Below are 21,998 nucleotides of genomic sequence, written 5' to 3'. Positions count from 1 at the left end.
ACTCCCTCAGAGCGTCGCCGAGTTGTCGCGGGAGCGCCCGCCGGTCCGGCCGTGCGGGGCGGTGAGGGACGGGTTCACCGGCGTCACCGTCCAGTCCGGATGACCGGGCATGCGCGGCGTCGCCGTACCGTAGAGCCAGTCCCGCAGGAAGCCGGACAGGTTCTGGCCGGAGACCTTCGACGCGACGGCGATGTAGTCCTCCGTCGTCGCCGAGGAGTCGCGGTACCGGGCGAGGAAGGCGCGTTCCACGGCGTGGAAGGTGCCCTCGCCGATCAACTCCCGCAGGGCGTACAGGACCAGGACCCCGCCCAAGTAGCGCTGGCTGTCGAAGAGGTTGGCCTCGTTGGGGGCCGCGACCGGACCGGAGTCGTGGCGCCACTGGTCGCCGCGCGCGTAGGTGTCCTTCATGCGGGCCTCCATCGTGGTGAGGCCGAGGGAGTCGGGCCAGCCGCGCTCGTAGCGGTAGAGCAGGCCGTAGAAGTCCGCGTGGCCCTCGTTCAGCCAGAGGTCGGCCCAGGTGGCGGGGCTGACGCTGTTGCCGAACCAGGAGTGGACCAGCTCGTGCATCATGTGCGAGCCGATCCTGCTCTCCTCCTGGAGCAGGAAGTTCGGCTTGTAGAGGGTGAGGGTCTGGGTCTCAAGTCCCGTGAAATCAAAGGCGGTCGGGCTGTCGGAATTGCAGGGCAGCAGTCCGTACGTCTCGAACGGGAACGCCCCGAGCCGCTGCTCCAGCCAGTCCACCTGGCCCGGGGTCAGCGCGAGCGCCGGTTCCAGGGCGGCGGCGCGCGCGGTGGGCACGATGTCCCGCAGCGGCAGGCCGTGCGGGCCCCGCCGGTTCTTGACGACGTAGTCGCCGACGGTGATCTGCACCAGCTCGGTCGCCATCGGTGAACGCGAGCGGTAGCTGAACGCGGTCCGGTCGCCGTCCAGCCGCTCGGTGCACAGCAGTTGACCGTTGGCGACCCCGCGCAGCCCGTCCGGGACGGTGATCCGGAACGTGAAGTCGGCCTTGTCGCTGGGGTGGTCGTTGCAGGGGAAGACGGTGTGCGCCAGGTTCGGCTGGCCGCACACCGCGAAACCGTCGGGAGTGACGACCCAGCCGCCGGTCGGCGCGGCGGCGCGGGCCGGGTCGGCGGAGTACTCCACGCGGACGGTGACCCTGGCCTTCGCCGGGAGCGTCCGGGCAGGCGTGATCCGCAGCTTCTGGTCGACCTGCTCGAAATCCGTCCTACGGCCCTGGACGCGGACCTCGTGGATGTCGAGGCCGAGGGCGTCGAGGGAGAACCGGGTCAGGGACTCGGTGGTGCGCAGTTCTATCGTGACCGCGCCGTCGACGAGTTTCGTCGTCGCGTCGTAGGCGAGGTCGAGGTCGTAGGACCGGACGCGGTAGCCGCCGTTGCCGAGGCTCGGGTACACCGGGTCGCCGAGGGTCTCGGCGCCCTCGTCGCCCGTCTCCCGTCCGGTCGCGGTGTCGCCGTTCCCCCCTACGGTCGCCGCGTCGCCGCTCCCCCGTCCGGCCGCGAAGGCCGGGGAACCCACGGTCAGTGCCGTGGCCGTACCGATCAGGGCGGCCACCGGGGCCGTCACTCTGGTGCGATTTCTCATGATCCGCTTTCGCTCGGGCGGCCGGGTGGTCGGCTCCGGCCGTCGGTCAGTGAAGGTGATCCACTCATTACTGACCACGGGGTCGGGCGAACGGTTGCCCTTAATCGTCGGACGGATGTTCGCGCAGTGCGGACGGACCGCTGTCGAGCGGTACCGCATCACGAGATATCTTGATGTCGAGCAATGTTGCAGACGTGGAGCGGAGCACCGGTGACTGACTCGACCATCATCTATACGCACACTGACGAGGCCCCGGCCCTGGCGACGTATTCCTTCCTGCCGGTGGTCCAGGCGTACGCCTCGCAGGCGGGTGTCGCCGTGACCACGCGGGACATCTCGCTGGCCGGGCGGATCATCGCCGTGTTCCCGGAGTACCTCACCGAGGACCAGCGGATCCCGGACGCCCTGCACGAGCTGGGCGAACTGGCGAAGACGCCCGAGGCCAACATCATCAAGCTGCCGAACATCTCGGCGTCCATCCCGCAGCTCAAGGCCGCCGTGGCCGAGCTGCAGGAGCAGGGCTACGCGCTGCCGAGCTACCCGGACGACCCGAAGACCGACGAGGAGCGGGACGTCCAGTCCCGCTACGACAAGATCAAGGGCTCCGCGGTCAACCCGGTCCTGCGCGAGGGCAACTCCGACCGGCGCGCCCCCGCCTCGGTCAAGAAGTACGCCAAGACCCACCCGCACCGCATGGGCGCCTGGTCGGCCGACTCCAAGACCAATGTCGCGACCATGGGCGAGAACGACTTCCGCTCCACCGAGAAGTCCGTGACGATCGCCGAGGCCGGCTCGCTGAAGATCGAGCTGGTCGCCGCAGACGGCACCACCACCGTGCTGCGCGAGTCCGTACCCGTCCTGAAGGACGAGGTCGTCGACGCCTCCGTGCTGCACGTGGCCGAACTGCGGGAGTTCCTCACCGCGCAGATCGCCCGCGCCAAGGCCGAGGACATCCTGTTCTCCGTGCACCTCAAGGCCACGATGATGAAGGTCTCCGACCCGATCATCTTCGGCCACGTGGTCCGCGCCTTCTTCCCGAAGACCTTCGAGCAGTACGGCGCGACGCTCGCCGCGGCCGGTCTCTCCCCGAACGACGGTCTCGGCGGCATCCTCAAGGGCCTGGCCGCGCTTCCCGAGGGCGACGCGATCAAGGCGTCCTTCGACGCGGAGATCGCCGAGGGCCCCGCGCTCGCGATGGTCGACTCCGACAAGGGCATCACCAACCTGCACGTGCCGTCCGACGTGATCGTCGACGCCTCGATGCCGGCCATGATCCGCACCTCGGGTCACATGTGGGGCCCGGACGGCGCGGAGGCCGACACCCTCGCGGTGCTCCCGGACTCCTCCTACTCCGGCGTCTACCAGGCGGTCCTCGACGACTGCCGCGCGCACGGCGCCTACGACCCGTCCACCATGGGCTCGGTGCCGAACGTCGGTCTGATGGCGCAGAAGGCCGAGGAGTACGGCTCCCACGACAAGACCTTCGAGCTCCCGGCGGCCGGTACGGTCCGTCTCGTCGACCAGGCCGGCAACGTCGTCCTGGAGCAGTCGGTCGCCAAGGGCGACATCTTCCGCGCCTGCCAGACCAAGGACGCCCCGATCAAGGACTGGGTGAAGCTGGCCGTCACGCGGGCGCGTGCCACCGGCAGCCCGGCGGTGTTCTGGCTGGACGAGACCCGCGCGCACGACGCCCAGCTGATCAAGAAGATCGAGGCGTACCTGCCGGAGCACGACACCGAGGGCCTGGACATCCGTGTGCTCGCCCCGGTCGAGGCCACCAAGCTGTCGGTGGAGCGCATCCGGCGCGGCGAGGACACCATCTCGGTGACCGGCAACGTGCTGCGCGACTACCTGACCGACCTCTTCCCCATCCTGGAGCTGGGCACCAGCGCCAAGATGCTGTCGGTCGTCCCGCTGATGGCGGGCGGCGGTCTCTTCGAGACGGGCGCCGGCGGCTCCGCGCCGAAGCACGTGCAGCAGCTCGTCAAGGAGAACTACCTGCGCTGGGACTCGCTCGGTGAGTTCTTCGCGCTGGTCCCCTCCCTGGAGCAGTACGCGACGTTCACCGGCAACGCCCGCGCGCAGGTCCTCGCGGACACCCTCGACCGCGCCACGGCGACCTTCCTCAACGAGGACAAGTCCCCGACCCGTCGTGTCGGTGGCATCGACAACCGCGGCAGCCACTTCTTCCTGTCCCTGTACTGGGCGCAGGAGTTGGCCGCGCAGACCGACGACGCGGACCTCGCGAAGGCCTTCGCGCCGCTCGCCGAGACCCTCGCGGGAGCCGAGCAGCAGATCGTCGAGGAGCTGGGCGCGGTGCAGGGCAGCCCGGCCGACATCGGCGGCTACTACCAGCCCGACCCGGACAAGGCCGCGAAGATCATGCGTCCGTCGACGACGTGGAACGAGGCGCTGGCTTCCCTGAGCTGACGCACGAAGTCTGAAGGGCATCCGCCCTCCGCCCCGGCCGGGGTCTCCTCCGGCCGGGGCGGTCGCGTTCCGGGGAACAGTCGGGCTCACCCGTGCCAGAACCTCGGCCGGCCGCCGACGCCGGGCGGAGCGCCACTCCCCCGCCCCGGCCGGCGCGGCTCACCAGTCCGGGACGGCGCAACTCACCAGTCCCGGACGGCGATCAGCTTCTCCACGTCCGCGTCCGCGAAGCCGTACGCCTTGGCCACGAACCAGAAGTCCTCGGCTATCTCCTCGCGGGCCACGGTCTCGATCTCGCTGTCGGCCGCGTCGAAGTCGTCCTGAAGCGCGTTGAATTCCTCGGTGGCGACCTCGGTGAGCGCGTACAGCGCGGGCAGGTCGGCGGGGCTCTCCGTCTCGATGCGCTCGCACAGGCGCAGCAGGATCGCCTTGCCGAGGTCCACGACGTGGTCGGGGTAGTAGTCGTCCCGGTACAGCCCGCGCAGGAAGGCGTGCTCGGTGATCTGCTCGTTGCTGACGGGCATGGTGCTGCTCCCCCGGTCCGTGATCGTCCATGCGGATACCTTGATCCTGCACCACGCCACTGACAACGCCCTCGGGAGCCGCCCGTGTCCCCGCCCTCCCCGCCCTCCGCGCCGTCCTCGCCGTCCTCGCCGTCTTTCGAGCTGCTGCCCGGCGCCGCCGACTCGCCCGTGATCCTCCATGTCCCGCACTCCGCGCGGGAGATACCGGCCGACGTCCGCGCGGATCTCCTGCTCGACGACCCGGCGCTGGAGCGCGAGCTGGACCACATCACCGACAGCCACACCGCCCGGATCGCCGCGGAGGCGGCACGCGCCTGTGCGGTCGCCCCGTGGCGGTTCGTGAACCGGCTGTCGCGTCTGGTCGTCGATCCGGAACGCTTCCCGGACGAGCGCGAGGAGATGCTCTCCGTGGGCATGGGCGCGGTCTACACCCGCACCACGCACCACGCCGACCTACGGCCCGCCGACCACGATCCCGGGCCGCTGCTCGACCGCTACTTCCGCCCGTACGCCCGCGCGATGACGGAGGCCGTCGCCGACCGGCTGGCCGCGACGGGCCGGGCCGTCCTCATCGACCTGCACTCCTACCCCACCGCCGCGCTCCCCTACGAACTGCACGGCAGCGACCCACGGCCGGCCGTCTGCCTGGGCACGGACACCCTCCACACCCCGCCCGCCCTGCTGTCGGCGGCGCGGGACGCGTTCGCGGGGCGCGGGGAGACCGGGCTCGACAGCCCGTTCCGGGGGGTCTACGTCCCGCTGGAGTTCTACGGCAAGGAGCCGGCGGTCGGTGCTCTGATGGTGGAGATCCGCCGGGACACGTACATGACGGAGCCCGGCGGCCCGCCCGACGGCCCCGGCGTCGCCCGGCTCGCCGCCGCGCTGGCGGCGCTCGTGACCGCCGTGACGGACTGACCTCCCGGCTGGAGCAGCCCCGCAGGACAGGCGGCCGGGGGCGTACGAGGGTGGACAGCATGACCGAGGAGACCACCACGCTGACCGGCCAGGCCCCGCCCCCCGTCCGGGACTGGCCCCCGCTCGACCTGACCGGGACGGAGTTCGACCCGGTCCTCGCGGAACTGATGCGCGAGGGCCCGCTGAACCGGATCCGGCTGCCGCACGGCGAGGGCTGGGCGTGGCTGGCCACCCGCTACGACGACGTGAAGATGATCACCAACGATCCGCGGTTCGGCCGCGCGGAGGTCACCACGCGTCAAGTGACGCGCATGGCACCGCACTTCAAGCCGCGCCCGGGGTCACTGGCGTTCGCCGACCAGCCGGACCACAACCGGCTGCGCAAGGCGATCGCGGGCGCGTTCACGGTCGGCGCGATGAAGCGGCTGCGGCCCCGGGCGCAGTCACTGCTCGACGCGCTGGTGGACGGCGTCGTGGCGGACGGGCCCCCGGCCGACCTGATCGAGCGGGTCCTGGAACCCTTCCCGATCACCGTGGTCAGCGAGGTCATGGGGGTGCCCGACGAGGACCGGGACCAGGTGCACGCCTGGACGCGGCAGATCATCTCCACGTCCGGTGGCGCCGAGGCCGCCGACCGCGCCAAGAACGGCATGTACGCGTGGATCACCGACACCATCCGCGCCCGCGCCGACAGCGACGGCACCGATGTGTACTCCCTGCTCGGCAACGCCGTGGCCCGGGGCGACATCGGCGAGCCGGAGGCGGCCGGGGTGGCGGGCCCGCTGCAGATCGGCGGCGAGGCGGTCACCCACAACTGCGGCCAGATGCTGTACCTGATGCTCACCCGGCCCGACCTGCTGGACCGTCTGCGCGGTCAACCCGAGTCACGGGAAGCCGCGTTGGACGAACTCCTGCGCTACATCCCGCACCGCTCCTCGGTCGGTCTGGCCCGGATCGCCCTGGAGGACGTCGAGTTGCACGGTCTGCGCATCAGCGCGGGCGACCCGGTCTACGTCTCCTATCTCGCCGCCAACCGGGACGCGGCCGTGTTCCCGGACCCGGAGCGCATCGACGTCGACCGCGATCCCAACCCGCACCTGGCCCTCGGCAACGGCGCGCACTACTGCACCGGCGCGGTGCTGGCCCGGCTCCAGACGGAACTCCTCGTGGACACCCTGCTGGACCGCCTCCCGGGGCTTCGACTCGCCGTGCCCGCCGAGGAGATCGTCTGGCGCCGGAAGACCATGATCCGGGGGCCGCAGACGTTGCCGGTGACCTGGTAGCGGCTATCGGCCAACGGCGTGCACGCGAGGACGGAGCGTCTCGAACTCCGTCCTCGCGCACCGGCGTTCAGGCCCGCAGCCACTCCGTGACGACGACCTCCCCGCCGGCCCGCAGCCGCAGCGCGAAGGGGCCGGTCGGTGGCGCGTCGCCGGTGAAGCGGCCCATGGAGTCGGCCGTGAGGGCGGTGGGGCGCGGGGCCCGGGAGCCGCCGAGGATCTCGATGCCGGCCGGCTGGGGCGGCATCACCTGGCCCATCAGACCCTCGCTCGTCACCTCCACGTCGATGCTGAGGGCGCCCGCGGTGAAAGTGAGCATGCGGGGGACGTCCGTGGCTCCTCTGACCGGGATGGCGTCGACCAGGGAGTCGAAGGTGAGCTCCGCGAGCCGGCCGTCGAGGTCGTGGAAGGTGTAGGCGTCCATGGCGAGTTGGAGCAGCTCGGCGGGGACCGGGTCCAGGACGGCGGCCGCCTGGCGCAGCTCCTCCTCCAGGAGTGCGTCCTCCCCTCCGCCGTCGCCCGGTTCGTCCCCTCGCTCGTCGAACTCCTCGTCGTCGAAGGGTTCCTGGCCGAAAGCGCCGAAAGCGTCGGGCCCGTCGTCGTGCATGCCGTTCACACCGCCCCCCGGGCGTCGAGTCGGGCCCGCAGCCGGCGCAGACAGCGCTGGCGCATCGGGCCGATGCTGCCGACGGCGATCCCCAGGCCGGCGGACACTTCCAGATAGCTGGGCGGCGGCGAGGCCATCAGCACCCGCAGCAACTGCCTGCACCGCTCGCCCAGTTCCTCGAACTCCTGCCACAGCCGCCGGACGCGCTCGGCGTCGGAGGCCGCTTCCTCCGAGTCGATCAGCGACTGCTCGGGGGTGCGCTCCTCGCTGACGCGGTCGAGGAGTTGGGGATCGTCCGTGGGCATGAGCCGCCGTAGGCTCTTGATCACTTTCAGGCATTCGTTGCGTGCGGTGGACGCGAGCCAGGAGCCGGCCTTCTCGGGTTCCCGGATGCGCCGCAGGTGCTGGGAGAAGCGCAACCACACGGTCTGGTAGACCTCGTGGCCGTCGGCGTCGGAGAGCCGGTGGGAGCGCACCACGGACCAGACCAGTGGGCTCAGACCCTCCACGAGCGCCTTCCAGGCCGCCGCGTCGCCGTCGACGGCGGACTGGACGAGCGCGCCGACCTCTGCACGGTCCACTGTGCCACCCCTCGTGTACGGCATGTCATCGTACGCCGTGGAGGGGAGGGTTCCGGCCCTCATGCCGGAGGGGAGAGCGGTACGACGGGGACCGGGCGCCAGGTGGGTGGGCGCAGCGCCGGTACGTGCGCCCCGCGCACTTCGGCGTACTCGGTGTTGGCCGCGAGGAGTTGGCCACGGGCGGCGCGGGCGTCGGTCTCCTTGTTCGCCGTCATGAAGGCGGCGACCATGCCGGCGGCGACGGGCGCGGCGAACGAGGTGCCGCTCCAGTGGGCGAACCCGTCGAACGTCACCTGGTCCGGGCTGCCCGGCTCGGCGTCCCCGGCCTGGCTCAACACACCCTTGTGGGCAGGCGATTGGCAGGTGCAGGTGTAGGTGAAGCCGAACCGGCAGGCGTCGTAGGTGGTGTGCTGGTAGGCGTACGGCGTGGGGGTGTCGAAGCCGGTGAGGGGGCCGATGAGCCGCTCGCCGGGGGCGTAGGCCTTGACCCAGGCGCCGTGGTTGCTGAAGCAGGCGCCGAACTCGCCGTCGCTGCGCAGCGCGCCGACCGAGAGGACGACGTCCTGGTAGTCGGGCAGGTCTGCGTAGGCGGCGGGCCAGAAGGGCGTGGCGCTGGCGTTGTTGCCCGCGGCGGCGACGAGGAGGGTGCGCTGTCCGCGCAGCGCCTGCATGAAGCCCTCGACACCGAGGAGTCCGTCGGTGCGGCCGTTGGAGGTGCCGGCGGAGAGGCTGATGACGTCGGGCCAGCCGTGCTGGTCGACGGCGGCGAACAGGGCCTCGCCGAAGTCGGATTCGAGGATGGCGCCCGCGTCGTTGAGGGTGTTGCGGACCGTCACCGCGGTGTTGGGCGAGACGGCCGCGACGAGCCCGGCGATGAACGTGCCGTGCCCTACGTACTGTTGGAGCACTCCCGCGTCGTCGGTCTCCCGGATCTGCGCGTCGCCCTGGACGTGGGCGAGCAGCGGGTAGGACCGGTAGTCGTGCATGAGCCCGGTGTCGATGACGAGGACGCCGACGGCGGTGTCGGGGTCGTAACCGGCTTCCGCGGGCGCCGGGTTGGCTCCTTCGGAGCGCGGGGCGGGCACGGGTTCGTCGCCGGGACAGGCGTTCACGGCGATCGACACCACGTGGTTGCGGCTGACGAGCCGGCGGCCGGTGCGGCCCTCCGGTTCGCGCAGGGCGCGCAGCGCGTTCGCCACGGCGTGGTCGCCGCGCCGGTCGCCCTGGCCAGGGTCGCCGACCTGGATACGGGTGATGCCGGACCGGTTGGTCTCGGGGCCCGCCCGGCGCACGGAGTCGGCGGTGAGGTCGGTGGCGGCGGTGAAGTGCGTGCGGACGGTGTCCTCGACGAGGCGGGCCTCCTCGCCGTCGCGGGCGAGCACGACGCCCTTCTCGTAGAAGAACTCGGCGGAGTCGTCCGGCCCCATCGCCAGGGGGATGTCGGGCATCGAGCGTTGGATCTGGTCGAACTGCTCGTGGAATCGCTGTGGTGCCATGGCGTGTCCTCCCACTACGGCGGCGGTCGTCAATCAGAGCCGCCGGACCGCTACTTGATACAGCACCAAACCTGTGAGGTCCGCACCAGGGACCACTAGCATGGGAGGAGTGACAGCGGGAAGCGACTCGGTCCTCGAACTGCTGCCGATGGTCTTCGCGGATCCGGGCGAGGCGCTGGCCGGTGCGCGGGAGGTCCTCGACGGCGATCCGACGCCGTTCCATGCCTCCGTGGCCCACCATGTGATCGGCATCTGGCAGCGGGACTTCGGCGATCTACGGCTCGCCCTGCACCATCTGCGGCGCGCCCGCGACCTGGCGGCCCGCGCGGACTCGGCGGACCGCGAGGCGGACGTCCTCGGCACGCTGGGCGTGGCGTTGGTGCACGCCGGACGCACCCGGCAGGGCCTGGAGGCCTTCGAGCGGGGCATCGCCCGGGGCACGGGGCAGACCCGGGCCCGGGTCCTGTACCGGCGGGCGTACGTCTGGTGGGTGCTGGGACACCATCCGGAGGCGCTGGACGACGTACGGCGGGCGATTCCCGTGCTGCGGCAGGTGGACGACACGATCTGGACGGCGCGGGCGCTCACCCTGCGCGCCACCGTGCATCTCGCGCTCGGCGCGGTGGACCGGGCCGACGCCGACTTCACGGCGGCCGAGTCGCTGTGGGAGACCACCGGCCAGGAGCACGACAAGGCCGACGCGGTGGAGAGCCGGGGGCTGGCCAAGTTCCGGTCGGGCGACATCCCGGTGGCGCTCCAACTGCTCGACGAGGCGGAGGAGATGTACGCCAAGCTCGCCACCCCGACGTTCATGCTGACCATCCGCCGCTGCGAGGTCCTGATGAGCGCGGGTCTGGCCGGGGAGGCGCTGGCGCACGCGGACACGGCGGTCGGGCTGCTCGACGGCATCGGCGGTCAGTCCACCCGCAAGGCGGAGTTGCTGCTCGTGGCCGCCCGGGCCGCGCGGCTCGCGGACGATCCGCAGCGGGCGATAGCGCGCGCGGCCGTGGCGGTACGGCTGTTCGCCGCGCAGCGGCGCACCTGGTGGCAGACGCATGCCCAACTGGTGCTGATCGAGGCCCGGTTGGCGGCCGGGCGGGCGTCCGGACGGCTGGTGGCGGACGCCGCCGCGGTGGCCGACCGGCTGGCCGGCTTCGGCTCGCCGTCCGCTCCGGAGGCCTCGCTGCTCGCGGGCCGGATCGCGCTGGCGCTGGGCTGGACGGCGGACGCGGAACGGCACTTGGCGGTGGCCGCCCGCAGCAGACGCGGCGGCCCGCCGCTGGCCCGGATGACCGGCTGGGCGGCACAGGCGCTGCGCGCGCAGGCCGCGGGTTCCGGTCGCGGGGTGCTGGAGGCGTGCCGGCGCGGGCTCGACGTTCTCGACGATCACCGTACGACCCTGGGCGCCTCGGAGTTGCGGGCGCGGGCGACCGCGCAGGGCGCCGAACTGGCGGCGCTGGCCCAGCGCGCGAGCCTCCTCTCCGGCGGTCCGCGGCAGCTGTTGGTGTGGAGCGAGCGCTGGCGGGCGACCGCGCTGTCGACCCCACCCGCCAGGCCACCGGCCGATCCCGCGCTCCTCAGCGATCTGACGGCGTTCCGCGTGATCGCCGCCCGCGCGGAGGAGGCCCGCAGCAAGGGCCGCCCGCTTCCGCCCCTGGAGCGCGAACAGCGGCGCCTGGAACGGGAGATCCGCTCCCGCACCCTCCGTATGCGAGGCGACTCCCCCGGCGAGGGCGACCGCTTCGACGCGTCCCGGCTGCTGGCCCGCCTGGGCGAAGGGCGGCTGGTCGAACTCGCCGTCGTGGACGGCCGGGTGCACGCCCTGCTGTGCGGGGCGGGCCGGGTCCGTCGCTTCGAGGCGGGCCTGCTCGCGGAGGCGATGGCCGAGGCGGAACACGTACAGGCGGGGCTGCGGCGGCTGGCGCATCCCGGGGCGGAGGCCAGGCTCCCGGTGGTGGAGGCGGCGGGCCGACGTCTGGAGGAGCTGCTCCTCGGCGAGGCCGCTCAACACCTGGGCTCCGGACCGGTGGTGGTGGTCCCGCCGGGCCGACTCCACCGCGTTCCCTGGGCGTTGCTGCCCTCGCTGCGCGAGCGGGTGCTCAGTGTGTCGCCGTCGGCGGGCAGTTGGCTGCGCTCCCTGGACACCGAACCGCCGCCCGGCGGCCGGCACGTCCTGGTGCGCGGGCCCGGTCTCGCGACCGGTGGCGCCGAGGTCCCCGACCTGGCCGGCCGGTACGGCAGGCCCACGGTCCTGGAGCACGACGGCGCCGAAGTCCCCCGGGTGCTGGCCGAGTTGGACGGCGCGACGCTGGCTCACATCGCGGCCCACGGCACGTTCCGCGCGGACAGTCCCCTGTTCTCGTCGCTGCGCATGGCCGACGGTCCGCTCATCGTCCACGACTTCGAACGCCTCGCCCGCAGCCCGTACCGCATCATCCTCTCCAGCTGCGACACCGCCCGCCTCGCCTCGGTGGGAGCCGATGAACTCCTGGGCCTGGTCACGGCGTTGCTCCCGCTGGGCACGGCGGGCGTGGTGGCGAGCAGCGCCCCGGTCAACGACGCGGCGGTGGTTCCGCTGATGCTCGCCCTGCACAAGGGCCTCAGCTCGGGCCTGTCCCTGGCCGAGGCCCTGCGCGACGCCCGGGCGGCGCTGCCGGGGGACGCGACGCACCAGGCGACGGGGTGGGCGTTCACGGCGTTCGGGGCGGCCTGACCCTCCGGGGGCGGACCAGGCTGTTGACCGTCCCGCCGGGTGGGCGGATGGGCCCGTCGGCCGCCCCGCCGGGTAGGCAAGCGAGCCAGGCCGCCGACCGTCCCGCCAGGCAGGCAAACCAAGCCCCAGACCGTCCGGCCCGGTGAGCGGGCCAGGACATCGGCCATCCCGCCGGGTGCGCGAGCAAGGTCGACGACCGTCCGCGCCGCTCAGGCCGACTGCGTCGTCGGCAGTTCCACCAGCCACGGCAGGGCGCCGCGGTCGCTCGCGCCGAGGCGGGCGTAGGCGCTGTAGAGGTGGTTGCCGACGGTGCGCACGGAGAGGGTGAGGCGTTCGGCGATCTGGCGGTTGCTGAGGCCGGCTGCGGCGAGGGTGACGATCTGCCGCTGGCGGGTGGTGAGTTCGCCGAGGACCAGGCCCGACAGGGCCGGGGTGCGGGCGCCCTGGCAGCGGCGGGCGAGGGCGACCGCGCGGGTGCGGGACATGCGGGCGGCGCGCGGGTCGCGGTGTGCGCGTACGGCCTGGGCGTGGGCCTCGGCCGCGAAGAGCAGGAAGCCGCGCTGCTCCAACTCCCCCGCGACCCGGTCCAGCGCGGGCCCGTCCCCCTCGACCAGCGCCTCCGCGTGCCGGGCGAGGACGGCCGGCCCGTCGCCGGGCAGCCGGGCGAGCCGTCCGGCGACCCGTTCGGGAGCACCGAGGCGTACGGCGTCGTAGAGGACGTACGCGGCGGGCCTGCCGTCCTCGGCGGTGGTGCCGTGGCTGTCCTCGCCCTCTCTCCAGCGGTCGGTCGCGGTCTCGCGGGCCGCCTCCACATCGCCCCGGGCCGCCGCGCGCCAGCCGTCCACGCCGTCCGACGCGGGGCGGGCCAAGGCCTCGTCGGTGGCCGGTACGTCGCCCGACTGGGCGGCGGCCAGGGCGAGTTCGACCCCGCAGACCCGGTGCCCCGGGGACTCCCGCAGTCCCTCCCGCGCCCAGGCCGCCGCCTCGCGCAGCTCACCCCGCAGCCTCGCGAACCGGGCGCGGACGGCGGCGTACCCGACCGGCACGGGCGCGTCCTCCGCCACCAGCCACTCCCCCACGGGCGTCGGCAGCGGGCGTACGTCGGTGCGGTCGATGCGGTCGGCCAGCGCGGCCCGTTCGGCCGCGAGGGCCGGGGCGCACTGGTCCGGGGTACGGGCCAGCCGGCGGGCCCGGAGCCGGCCGGCCGCGGCGCGCAGCGCGGGGCCGTGCAGCGGGTGGGCGAGGCGGACGGCGCCCTGGTCGTCGACGCGGATCAGGGCCTCGGTCTCCAGGCGTTCGAGGACGTCGAGGTCGAAACCGTCGAGGGGCGCTGCCAACGGCTCGGCGAACGCGAGGCGTTCGAGGCTCTCGCGCTCCTCGGGGCCGGTACGGGCGAGGACGTGCGCGGTGCGTTCGCGGACCGTCGCGGTGACCGGTACCGGGCCGCGCCAGGTCCACTCGTCGGAGTCGGTCGCCCGGGTCAGCAGCCCGCGCTCGCGCACCGCGCCGAACAGGTCGCGCAGCAGTCGCAGATCGCCCTGGCAGAGGCCGTACAGGCGGTTCACGGTGAGGGGTTCGAGCGGGCCGCCGGCGCCCAGGGCCAGCAACTGGGCCGTCTCCTCCCGGGGCAGCGGCTCCAGCGCGAGGCGCGGCAGCAGTTCGCCCGTCCACAGGCGTGACACCGCACCGGGTACCGGGTCGCCGTCGGTCACCACGACCACCAGGCGGGTCCGCCCGTGCACGGCGAGCTGGTGGACGAGGGCGGCCGAGGAGCCGTCGAGCAGATGGGCGTCGTCGACGAGCAACAGCCGGACGCCGGACAGGAGTTGGACCGCGCGGTGCAGGGTGACGCTCTCGGGGAGCAGGTGCGCGAACGCGGCGAAGGCGATCCCGCGCGTCTCGGGGGTCCCGGTGACCCTGGCGCAGTCGCTGCCCCGGACGGCCTCGGTGACCAGCCGGGTCTTGCCCCGGCCGGCCGGGCCGGTCACCACGATGCCGGGGCGGCCGGCCGTCAACGCGCCGCGAATGAGCTCGAGTTCGTCCTCCCGGCCGGTGAACGGCCAGGGCAGTTCGAGGGTCTTCGCGTCCTGTTCGAAAGTCATCACGCAGATACGACTCCGGCTACTCACCCTTGATACAGGGTGACTTGAGTAGCCCTCGACTCAGGCGCCCGGGAACGGTCGGCGGCAGTCTGGTCGCATGACCGCTCGCTACTGCTCCCTCGCGCAGCAGCCGGCCCCGGAGTTCCGACCGGGACTGGCCGCCGAGCGGCGCGGTGCGCTCATCGGCGGCAGCCGGATGTGGGTCAACGGCACGGTCCTGCACTACTACTTCTTCGACGCCGACACACCCGACAACACGGCTACCGCCGACACCTCCGTCATCCCGGTCCCCGGGACCGGCGAGATGCGGCGGGTCCCGTGGGGCGGTGCCAAGGAGCAGCAGGACGTCGTACGCGAGTGCTTCCGTGAGTGGCAGGGCCTCGGCATCGGGCTCGGCTTCGCCGAGGTCGGCGACCGGTCGGAGGCGGAGCTGCGCATCGGGTTCCAGCCCGGTGACGGCTCCTGGTCGACGGTGGGCCGCGACGCTCTCACGGTGGGTCTGTCCGACCGCACCATGAACTTCGGCTGGGACCTGACCGTGCCCGGGCAGCGCTGCACGGCCCTGCACGAGATCGGGCACGCGCTGGGTCTGCTGCACGAGCACCAGAGCCCGTTCGCCGGTATCCACTGGGACGACGAGGCCGTGTACGCCGAACTGGCGGGCCCGCCGAACTTCTGGAGCCGGGACCGGACGCTCTTCAACATCCTGCGCAAGCTCGACCCGGACGAGGTCAACGGCTCCGTCTGGGACCCGCAGTCGGTCATGGAGTACCCGTTCGCGTCGGGACTGATCCTGGAGCCGGAGGAGTACCGCACGGGTCTGCACCCGCACGGCAGTCTCTCCCCCTCCGACAAGGAGTTCGTCCTGCGCTGGTACCCGCCCGCCGGCCCTCCCCGGCCGGCCGAGCTGGTGCCGTTCCGGTCGGCGCCGCTGCGCCTGGGACCGGGCGAGCAGGCCGACTTCGCCATCGAGCCGACGCAGACGCGCGAGTACGCCGTCGGCACCTTCGGGGACAGCGACACCGTCGTCGTGGCCTTCGAGGAACGGGACGGCGAACCGCGCTTCCTCGCCGGTCAGGACGACGGGGGAACGCCCCACAACGCCACACTCAAGGTCCGGCTCGTCAAGGGCCGCCGCTACTTCGTCCGTGTGCGCCTGTACTCCACGTGGAGTTCGGGGGAAACCGCCGTGATGTGCTGGTAACAGCATGTGTACAGCGCACGCGGACGAACGGACCACCAGTCCGGCGCCGGGGGAATGGTCGCGGATGTCGCCTTCGGGGGAGGGAGACATCCGCGGCCACGCCGTTTCCGGGGTGGCCGCTCAGGGCCCCAACTCCAGTGGCCTGACAGGGTCCTTGGACCACTCCTCCAGTGAGCCGTCGTAGACGGACACGTCCGTACGGCCGAGCAGCGTGAGCGCGAGTGCGGCGCCCGCCGCCGAGATGCCGCCGCCGCAGTACAGGACGACCGGTGAGTCCTCGGTGCCGAGGACCGCGCCGACCCGCGCCGTGAGTTCTTCGAGGCGCAGGACGTGTCCGGAGTCGTCGAGGAGACCCCGGCCCGGGAGGCTGCGGCTGGCGGGGATGTGGCCGCGGCGGCTGTAGCGGGTGGGCGCGGAGCCGTCGTAGCCGCCGGTGGGCAGTGCGCACACGAGGGTGCCGGGGCGTTCGCCGCGGCTGATGGCGGCCACGTCCTCGATGCCGGCCCACAGGTCCGGTCGTACGACGGGTGTCACGGGCCGGTCGGCCGGCACCGGGTCGGCGTCGACCCCGGCGGCCAGCGGACGGCCGGCCGTCTCCCACGCTTCGAGACCGCCGTCCAGGACCGCCGCCGGGACGCCGATCGCCCGGAGCATCCACCACAGGCGGGCCGCCCAGATGCCACCGCCGCTGTCGTACGTGACGACCTCGACGCCCTCCCCCACACCCAGCTCGGCCAGCGCGGCGGCGAGGGCCTCGGGGGACGGCACGGCGAAGTGGTACGGCGCGTCGTGGTCGGAGAGGTCGCCGGTCAGGTCGGCGTGCCGCGATCCGGGGAGATGCCGTTCGGCCCAGGTCCCGCGCCCGCTCGCGGAGCGGTGGTCGCCGTCCTCGCGGGGTGAGGGCAGGAGCGTGGTGGCGTCGAGGACGACCAGCCGGGGATCGTCGAGACGTGCGGCGAGCCAGGTGTCGTCGACCAGCGGGCCGGGCAGCAGGGAGGTGGTCATGGCCGCCGATCGTACGCCCGCGACCTGGGCGTCTCACCCCTCGGGCACACCCGTCCCACATTCCGGACCGCGCTTGCACAGAATCCGGGTAGTCCGGTTATCGTTCGGCCATCTACGCGGGAGCCCCTACCCGGTTGGGCTGAGAGGGCGTCTGGGACCGGCTCGTCGAGAGTCCGGCCCCCATGGGGACGCCGACCGCACCACTCGCGCCTCAGCGCCCGCGTAGGAGTCCACGTGTCTGCACCAGTCGAGCCCCAGTACCCGGTGGTCAACTCCCCGGCGCGCCGCTCCTGTTGTTGTCGCCTGTACTGATCCACCACCTCCGCGCACCCCCTCCCTTCCTTCAGGCGCCGTCACGCCTGCGCACCTCCCGGAGTACCCCCATGCCGCACATACGGGTCATGCTCGACTATTTCCACCCGTGGCCGAATTCAGCCGGTCTGTACGTGGCCCGCGCCCGCCGCTGGTACGCCGAGGCCGGTCTTGACGTCGAGCTGGTGGTCCAGGATCCGGGACGCGGGGACACCCTCGAATATCTGGCGCGCGGCGAGGTGGACTTCGGGATCTTCCCGCCGAACCGGCTGCTGGCCCGGCGCGCGGAGCACGGCCAGCCGTTGATCGCCGTGGCCGCGATCAACCACCGGGGCCTGGAGGCGATCCAGACCACCACCTCGACGGGCATCACCCGCCCCCGCGAGCTGGCCGGCCGCCGGATCGCCTTCAACCCGACACCGCGCGGCCGGGCCATGGTGCGCCATCTGGTGGCCGCCGACGGCGGCGACCCGGACGCCGTGATCGGCGTGGACGCCGGCGCGCGTGAGCTGACCGTGGACGACATCGTGGCGGGCGAGGCGGACGCGACCTTCGGCAACTACTGGTCCTGGGACGCGCTGCGCGGCGATCTTCCCGAGGAGCAGCGGCTGACCTGGCCGGTCGACGAGATCGGCGCCCCGAGCTATCACAGCTATCTGCTCGGCACGAGCGAGACCCTGCTCGACCAACACCCCACTCTCGTACGGGACTTCCTCGCCGTCACGGCCCGCGGCTACACGGCCGCCGCCCAAGAGGCCGACGCCACACTGGAGTTGCTGGAGCGGGTCATCCCGTACTTCCCGCGCCCGCTGATCGCCCGTTCCCTGGCGCTGATCGCGCCCACCTGGACGGACGCGGACGGCCGTTGGGGTGTCATCGACGAGGGCCGGATGGGTCCGTACGCGCACTGGCTCGCCGAGAACGGCGCGCTCCCGGACGACCGTGACTGGGCCAAGTCGTTCACCAACGGTCTGCTGGACGTGGCCACATGAGAGCCCTGGCCTGCCAGGCGCGGACGCTGACCCGGCGTCTGGCCGTCGACTTCATGCGGGTGGGCAGCGCACTGTGTCGGCCCTGACCGGACCGACCCGCCAGCCCTCCCACCCCTCGAAGGACCCGACATGCAGCGCCGTACCGCCCTGACCGCCATAGCCGCTTCCGCCCTCCTCGCCGTCACCGGCTGCTCCGCCGACTCCACGGCCGCCGCGAAGGACGGCACCACGACCGTCACCCTCGCCCTGGACTGGACGCCCAACACCAACCACACCGGGATCTACGTCGCCCAGGCCAAGGGCTGGTTCAAGGCCGCCGGGATCAACGTGAAGATCGTGCCGTACGGCTCGACCGCGCCCGAGACCCTGATCGCCAACCACAAGGCGGACTTCGGCATCTCCTACCAGGAGGGGATCACCACCGCCCGGGCGGCCGGCCAGGACATCACCTCCGTCTACGCGGTGACACAGAAGACGGACGTGACGATCGCCGTACGCGCCGACCGGACCGACATCACCTCGCCGAAGGATCTGGACGGGAAGACGTACGCCGGTTTCGGCGCCCCGTACGAGAAGCCGCTGCTCCAGAAGGTGATCCAGAACGCGGGCGGCAAGGGCGACTTCAAGCAGGTCACCCTCAACACCTCGGCGTACGCGGCGCTTTACGCGGGCAAGGCGGACTTCGCGATGCCGATGCCGACCTGGGAGGGCCTGGAGGCCGAGCTGAGCGGCAAGCCGCTGAAGAACTTCCAGCTCTCCGACTACGGCTTCCCGGCGATCTACTCGACCCTCGTCGCGTCCTCGGACCAGTTCCTGAAGAAGAACCCGGAGACCGCGAAGAAGTTCCTCGCGGCCGTCGACAAGGGCTACCGCTACGCCGCCGAGCACCCCTCCCAGGCAGCCGACTTGCTGATCTCCGCCAACAAGAGTGTCCTCACCAACACCAAGCTGGTGCAGGAGAGCGAGGCGCTGCTGGCCAAGGAGTACTACAAGGGCGCGGACGGTTCGATCGGCACCCAGAGCGCGGCGCGCTGGCAGGCCTTCGCGGACTTCGAGTACAAGGCGGGCCTGCTGGTCGACGCCAACGGCAAGAAGCTCACGTCCGCCCCGAAGGCGTCGACGTTCTTCACCAACGCGTATCTCCCGGACGCCAAGTGAGGCCGCTGCTGCGGTCGTTGTGGCCGCCGCTCCTCGTCCTGACCGTGCTCCTCGGCGGCTGGCAGCTCTACGTCACCGCCGCAGGCGTCGATCCGACGACGCTCCCCTCCCCCGCCCGGGTCGTGGAGCAGGGCTGGTTGAACTGCCAGGACCTGTGGGACCAGACACTCCCCACCCTCCAGGAGACGCTGCTCGGCTTCGCGCTGTCGTTCACGGCGGCCTGGCTGGTCGCCGTGCTCCTCGACTTCTCCTCGGCGGCCCGCCGGGGTCTGTACCCGCTGCTCGTCGCCTCGCAGACCATCCCGATCGTGGCCGTCGCTCCCCTGCTGATCATCTGGTTCGGCTTCGGACTGCTGCCGAAGATGCTGGTGGTGACCCTCACGACGTTCTTCCCACTCGCCGCGAACCTCGCTGCGGGCTTCGCGGCGACCGACCGCGAGGCCATGCGGCTGCTGCGCTCGCTCGGTGCGGGACGCTGGCGGACTTTCCGGCTGGTCCGGGTGCCGAGCGCGATGCCGTACTTCTTCGCCGGGCTGCGCGTGAGCATCACCTACGCCGTCGTCGGCGCCGTGTTCGCGGAGTACGCGGGCGCGGAGGCGGGCCTCGGGATCTATATGCAGGCGCAGAAGAGCGCGTTCCGCACTGACCTGGTGTTCGCGGCGGTCGCGGTGACGGCCGCGCTGAGCATCGCCTTGTTCGGGGCGACCTATCTGCTGCAACGGCTGGTACTCCCGTGGGAACGGGCGTTGAAGGAGGACAGGTCGTCATGAGCAGTCTGCGCATCGAGGGCGTCGGCAAGTCCTTCGGGCAGTTGGAGGTGCTGCGAGACCTCCAACTCACTGTCGAACCTGGCGAGTTCGCGGCCGTCATCGGCCCGAGCGGCAGCGGCAAGAGCACGTTGTTCAACCTGGTCTCCGGCCTCGACCGCCCCACGTCCGGCCAGGTACTGGTGGAGGGCGAACCGGCCGGAGTGGAGTCCGGCAAGGTCGCCTACATGCCACAGAAAGACCTCCTCTTCCCCTGGCGGACCGTGCTCGACAACACGGCGCTGGGCCTGGAGGCGCAGGGAGTAAGGAAGAAGGAGGCGCGGCAGCGGGCCGACGCCCTGTTCTCCGACTTCGGCCTCGACGGCTTCCAGAAGGCGTACCCGGCCCAACTCAGCGGCGGTATGCGGCAACGCGCGGCCCTGCTGCGCACGGTGGTCCTGGAGCGTCCGGTCCTCCTGCTCGACGAGCCGTTCGGCGCGCTCGACTCCCTCACCCGTACCGAGATGCAGTTGTGGCTGGCGGGCATGTGGCAACGCCACCGCTGGACCGTCGTCCTGGTCACCCACGACATCCGCGAGGCGGTCCTGCTCGCGGACACGGTCCACGTCCTGTCCCCCCGCCCGGCCACGATCGTCGACCGCGTCGAGGTCCCGCTGGCCCGTCCGCGCGGCGCGGACGACTTCACGAACCCGGACTTCGCGTCGACCGAGCGCCGCGTCCTGGACGCCCTGCGCGGCACAACGGCGGTGAAGACAGCGTGAGTTCCCACCAAGCCCACGGCCTGGGCACCGACCCGGTCGAGCCCGACTGGCCACCCCTGACGGACACCGAGGTCACGGACATCGTGGGCCCGGCCCGGGTGGTCTGGCGCAGCCCCCGCCCCCTGTCGGCGGCGGCCGTGGTGGAACGGGACGAACGCCACCTGTTCGTGAAACGCCACCACACCTCCGTCCGCACGATCGAGGGCCTGACCGAGGAACACACCTTCCTACGGCATCTACGGCGGCACGGCGCCCCGGTGGTCGAGGTGCTGGACGCGGCGACGCGCGGTGAGTGGTCCTACGAGGTGCACTCGACCGGCGCGGGCACGGACCTCTACCGCGACGCCCTGTCCTGGTCCCCGTTCCGCACCTCCGCCCACGCGCGCGCGGCCGGCGAGGCGCTGGCCCGCCTGCACCTGGCCGCCGAGGGCTTCGACGCCCCGCGCCGCCAAGTACAGCCGCTGGTGGCGTCGTTCACGGTGTTCGCCTCGGCAGATCCGCGGGCGGAGCTGGAGCGGTACGTGGCCGAGCGCCCCCAACTGGCAAAGGGGCTGGCGGAGTTCCCGTGGCGGGAGGACACAGAGCGCGTGCTGCTCCCCCTGTACGAGGAACTGGCCCCGCACCTCGGGGGGTTGGACCCCCTGTGGACCCACAACGACTGGCACGCCTCCAACCTCCTCTGGAACGAGGACGGTTCGGTCGCCACGGCCCTCGACTTCGGCATGAGCGACCGCACGACAGCCGTGCACGACCTCGCCACGGCCATCGAACGCAACACGGTCCAGTGGCTCCAGCCCGGTTTCCCGGTCCGCGAGGCGGACGCGGTCGCACTCCTCGCCGGCTACCAGTCCGTACGCCCGCTCAGCCCGGCCGAGTCGAAGGCTCTCCCCGCGCTACTCCCCCTGGTCCACGCCGAGTTCGCGCTCTCCGAGCTGGGTTACTTCCACGGTGTGACGCGGTCGGCGGAGAACACCCGGCTGGCGTACGAGTACTACGTGGGGCACGCGGAGTGGTTCGCCGGGGAGGGCGGACGGCGACTGCTGGACCTGTGCGGCCGCGTCAGCGGGGCAGCAGTTCGCGGGTGAAGACGACGCGGGGTCGGCCAGGACCGTCGTAGTCCTCCACGACCCGCGCGTCGAAACCGAGGGTGCGGTGGAAGGCGATCGAACCCTCGTTGGTGACCGAGGTGATGGCCTTGAGGCGGACCGCGCCCTGCCGTCCGGCGGCCTCGACGAAGGCCGCGTACAGGCTGCGGCCGAGACCGGTACCGCGTGCGTCGTCCCGGGTCGCCACGAGGTGCACGTATCCGGTGTGGTCCGGCGTGACGAACCCGAAGAGGTATCCACGGATGCCGTCGTCGGCACGGGCGACCAGACAGGTGGACCCGAACTCCTGCACCAGCGCCGTGAGATGGAGTGCGCGGAGGTCACGCTCTCCCCAGTAGCGTGCGTGGTCCCCCAGGACCTGGTGAAGGTCGGTGACATCGGCGGGTTCGATACGGACGGCCATGGCATCGATCATGGCACAGGGCGGTCCGACTCCCCGC

The 21,998-nt window shown here is 72.1% G+C and carries 18 protein-coding genes; 10 read left to right on the top strand and 8 right to left on the bottom strand.

All coding sequences use genetic code 11. The features are described 5' to 3' along the window. Positions 1-6 precede the first annotated feature (6 nt). Positions 7-1,605 carry a M1 family metallopeptidase gene (locus ACIRRY_RS03795; RefSeq protein WP_403967538.1) on the bottom strand — a complete coding sequence of 533 codons (1,599 nt, stop codon included), beginning with the start codon at positions 1,603-1,605 and terminating at the stop codon, positions 7-9. Between the two features lie 210 nt (positions 1,606-1,815). Between ACIRRY_RS03795 and ACIRRY_RS03790 the strand changes: the two genes are divergently transcribed. After that, a complete protein-coding gene (locus ACIRRY_RS03790; protein WP_403967536.1) occupies positions 1,816-4,035 on the top strand; it encodes an NADP-dependent isocitrate dehydrogenase in 2,220 nt (739 codons plus the stop codon). Between the two features lie 182 nt (positions 4,036-4,217). On the opposite strand, the gene ACIRRY_RS03785 is transcribed toward ACIRRY_RS03790, so the two are convergent. After that, positions 4,218-4,559 (bottom strand): DUF5713 family protein, encoded by a 342-nt coding sequence (locus ACIRRY_RS03785; protein ID WP_403967534.1) that lies wholly within the window; start codon positions 4,557-4,559, stop codon positions 4,218-4,220. Positions 4,560-4,643: 84 nt separating this feature from the next. Between ACIRRY_RS03785 and ACIRRY_RS03780 the strand changes: the two genes are divergently transcribed. Beyond that, on the top strand, positions 4,644-5,474 hold the full coding sequence (locus ACIRRY_RS03780) for an N-formylglutamate amidohydrolase (protein ID WP_403967532.1): 831 nt from the start codon (positions 4,644-4,646) through the stop codon (positions 5,472-5,474). Positions 5,475-5,533: 59 nt separating this feature from the next. Further along, positions 5,534-6,757, top strand: coding sequence for a cytochrome P450 (locus ACIRRY_RS03775; protein WP_403967530.1), 1,224 nt, complete (start codon positions 5,534-5,536; stop codon positions 6,755-6,757). A 67-nt stretch (positions 6,758-6,824) separates the two neighbouring features. On the opposite strand, the gene ACIRRY_RS03770 is transcribed toward ACIRRY_RS03775, so the two are convergent. From ACIRRY_RS03770 to ACIRRY_RS03760, 3 genes are read right to left on the bottom strand one after another with little or no spacing between them, the layout of a single operon-like run. After that, the gene (locus ACIRRY_RS03770; protein WP_403967528.1) at positions 6,825-7,361 is read right to left on the bottom strand and encodes a hypothetical protein; all 537 of its coding nucleotides are present in this window, start codon (positions 7,359-7,361) and stop codon (positions 6,825-6,827) included. Positions 7,362-7,366: 5 nt separating this feature from the next. Beyond that, the gene (locus ACIRRY_RS03765; protein ID WP_403967526.1) at positions 7,367-8,005 is read right to left on the bottom strand and encodes an RNA polymerase sigma factor; all 639 of its coding nucleotides are present in this window, start codon (positions 8,003-8,005) and stop codon (positions 7,367-7,369) included. Next, the gene (locus ACIRRY_RS03760; protein WP_403967524.1) at positions 8,002-9,438 is read right to left on the bottom strand and encodes a S8/S53 family peptidase; all 1,437 of its coding nucleotides are present in this window, start codon (positions 9,436-9,438) and stop codon (positions 8,002-8,004) included. Before ACIRRY_RS03760 ends, ACIRRY_RS03765 begins: the two co-directional genes overlap by 4 nt. Positions 9,439-9,538: 100 nt before the next feature. Here ACIRRY_RS03760 and ACIRRY_RS03755 point away from each other — a divergent pair, with 100 nt between their 5' ends. Next, positions 9,539-12,151 carry a CHAT domain-containing protein gene (locus ACIRRY_RS03755; RefSeq protein ID WP_403967522.1) on the top strand — a complete coding sequence of 871 codons (2,613 nt, stop codon included), beginning with the start codon at positions 9,539-9,541 and terminating at the stop codon, positions 12,149-12,151. A 209-nt stretch (positions 12,152-12,360) separates the two neighbouring features. On the opposite strand, the gene ACIRRY_RS03750 is transcribed toward ACIRRY_RS03755, so the two are convergent. Further along, a complete protein-coding gene (locus tag ACIRRY_RS03750) occupies positions 12,361-14,253 on the bottom strand; it encodes a LuxR C-terminal-related transcriptional regulator (protein WP_403967520.1) in 1,893 nt (630 codons plus the stop codon). A 97-nt stretch (positions 14,254-14,350) separates the two neighbouring features. Here ACIRRY_RS03750 and ACIRRY_RS03745 point away from each other — a divergent pair, with 97 nt between their 5' ends. Continuing rightward, on the top strand, positions 14,351-15,457 hold the full coding sequence (locus ACIRRY_RS03745; RefSeq protein WP_403967518.1) for a M12 family metallopeptidase: 1,107 nt from the start codon (positions 14,351-14,353) through the stop codon (positions 15,455-15,457). A 120-nt stretch (positions 15,458-15,577) separates the two neighbouring features. Here the strand turns inward: ACIRRY_RS03745 and ACIRRY_RS03740 are convergent, their stop codons facing one another. After that, complete coding sequence (locus ACIRRY_RS03740; RefSeq protein WP_403967516.1) at positions 15,578-16,462, bottom strand: sulfurtransferase; 885 nt, start codon at positions 16,460-16,462, stop codon at positions 15,578-15,580. Positions 16,463-16,845: 383 nt separating this feature from the next. On the opposite strand from ACIRRY_RS03740, the gene ACIRRY_RS03735 reads away from it, so the two are divergent. From ACIRRY_RS03735 to ACIRRY_RS03715, 5 genes are all read left to right on the top strand, one after another. Beyond that, the gene (locus ACIRRY_RS03735; RefSeq protein WP_403967514.1) at positions 16,846-17,766 is read left to right on the top strand and encodes an ABC transporter substrate-binding protein; all 921 of its coding nucleotides are present in this window, start codon (positions 16,846-16,848) and stop codon (positions 17,764-17,766) included. A 129-nt stretch (positions 17,767-17,895) separates the two neighbouring features. Next, positions 17,896-18,924 carry an ABC transporter substrate-binding protein gene (locus ACIRRY_RS03730; RefSeq protein WP_403967512.1) on the top strand — a complete coding sequence of 343 codons (1,029 nt, stop codon included), beginning with the start codon at positions 17,896-17,898 and terminating at the stop codon, positions 18,922-18,924. Next, positions 18,921-19,694 carry an ABC transporter permease gene (locus tag ACIRRY_RS03725; protein WP_403967510.1) on the top strand — a complete coding sequence of 258 codons (774 nt, stop codon included), beginning with the start codon at positions 18,921-18,923 and terminating at the stop codon, positions 19,692-19,694. Before ACIRRY_RS03730 ends, ACIRRY_RS03725 begins: the two co-directional genes overlap by 4 nt. Then, positions 19,691-20,452, top strand: coding sequence for an ABC transporter ATP-binding protein (locus tag ACIRRY_RS03720; protein WP_403967508.1), 762 nt, complete (start codon positions 19,691-19,693; stop codon positions 20,450-20,452). The genes ACIRRY_RS03725 and ACIRRY_RS03720 overlap by 4 nt, the downstream gene beginning before the upstream one ends. Beyond that, complete coding sequence (locus ACIRRY_RS03715) at positions 20,449-21,537, top strand: phosphotransferase enzyme family protein (RefSeq protein WP_403967506.1); 1,089 nt, start codon at positions 20,449-20,451, stop codon at positions 21,535-21,537. The genes ACIRRY_RS03720 and ACIRRY_RS03715 overlap by 4 nt, the downstream gene beginning before the upstream one ends. Here the strand turns inward: ACIRRY_RS03715 and ACIRRY_RS03710 are convergent. Then, positions 21,512-21,961 carry a GNAT family N-acetyltransferase gene (locus ACIRRY_RS03710; protein WP_403967504.1) on the bottom strand — a complete coding sequence of 150 codons (450 nt, stop codon included), beginning with the start codon at positions 21,959-21,961 and terminating at the stop codon, positions 21,512-21,514. The genes ACIRRY_RS03715 and ACIRRY_RS03710 overlap by 26 nt on opposite strands. Positions 21,962-21,998: the final 37 nt, after the last annotated feature.

The organism is Streptomyces sp. NPDC101776 (assembly GCF_044766845.1).
In the GTDB taxonomy this organism is placed as follows: Bacteria; Actinomycetota; Actinomycetes; order Streptomycetales; family Streptomycetaceae; genus Streptomyces.
Note: the sequence above shows the minus strand (reverse complement) of the source record. Positions and strands in the feature narration are given on the sequence as shown.

Coding starts and splice junctions, on each gene's coding strand:
- ACIRRY_RS03710 (WP_403967504.1), bottom strand. CDS start 21,961: ATGGCCGTCCGTATCGAACCCGCCGATGTCACCGACCTTCACCAGGTC.
- ACIRRY_RS03775 (WP_403967530.1), top strand. CDS start 5,534: ATGACCGAGGAGACCACCACGCTGACCGGCCAGGCCCCGCCCCCCGTC.
- ACIRRY_RS03745 (WP_403967518.1), top strand. CDS start 14,351: ATGACCGCTCGCTACTGCTCCCTCGCGCAGCAGCCGGCCCCGGAGTTC.
- ACIRRY_RS03755 (WP_403967522.1), top strand. CDS start 9,539: ATGGGAGGAGTGACAGCGGGAAGCGACTCGGTCCTCGAACTGCTGCCG.
- ACIRRY_RS03735 (WP_403967514.1), top strand. CDS start 16,846: ATGCCGCACATACGGGTCATGCTCGACTATTTCCACCCGTGGCCGAAT.
- ACIRRY_RS03765 (WP_403967526.1), bottom strand. CDS start 8,005: ATGAGGGCCGGAACCCTCCCCTCCACGGCGTACGATGACATGCCGTAC.
- ACIRRY_RS03740 (WP_403967516.1), bottom strand. CDS start 16,462: ATGACCACCTCCCTGCTGCCCGGCCCGCTGGTCGACGACACCTGGCTC.
- ACIRRY_RS03720 (WP_403967508.1), top strand. CDS start 19,691: ATGAGCAGTCTGCGCATCGAGGGCGTCGGCAAGTCCTTCGGGCAGTTG.
- ACIRRY_RS03785 (WP_403967534.1), bottom strand. CDS start 4,559: ATGCCCGTCAGCAACGAGCAGATCACCGAGCACGCCTTCCTGCGCGGG.
- ACIRRY_RS03730 (WP_403967512.1), top strand. CDS start 17,896: ATGCAGCGCCGTACCGCCCTGACCGCCATAGCCGCTTCCGCCCTCCTC.
- ACIRRY_RS03795 (WP_403967538.1), bottom strand. CDS start 1,605: ATGAGAAATCGCACCAGAGTGACGGCCCCGGTGGCCGCCCTGATCGGT.
- ACIRRY_RS03760 (WP_403967524.1), bottom strand. CDS start 9,438: ATGGCACCACAGCGATTCCACGAGCAGTTCGACCAGATCCAACGCTCG.
- ACIRRY_RS03770 (WP_403967528.1), bottom strand. CDS start 7,361: ATGCACGACGACGGGCCCGACGCTTTCGGCGCTTTCGGCCAGGAACCC.
- ACIRRY_RS03750 (WP_403967520.1), bottom strand. CDS start 14,253: ATGACTTTCGAACAGGACGCGAAGACCCTCGAACTGCCCTGGCCGTTC.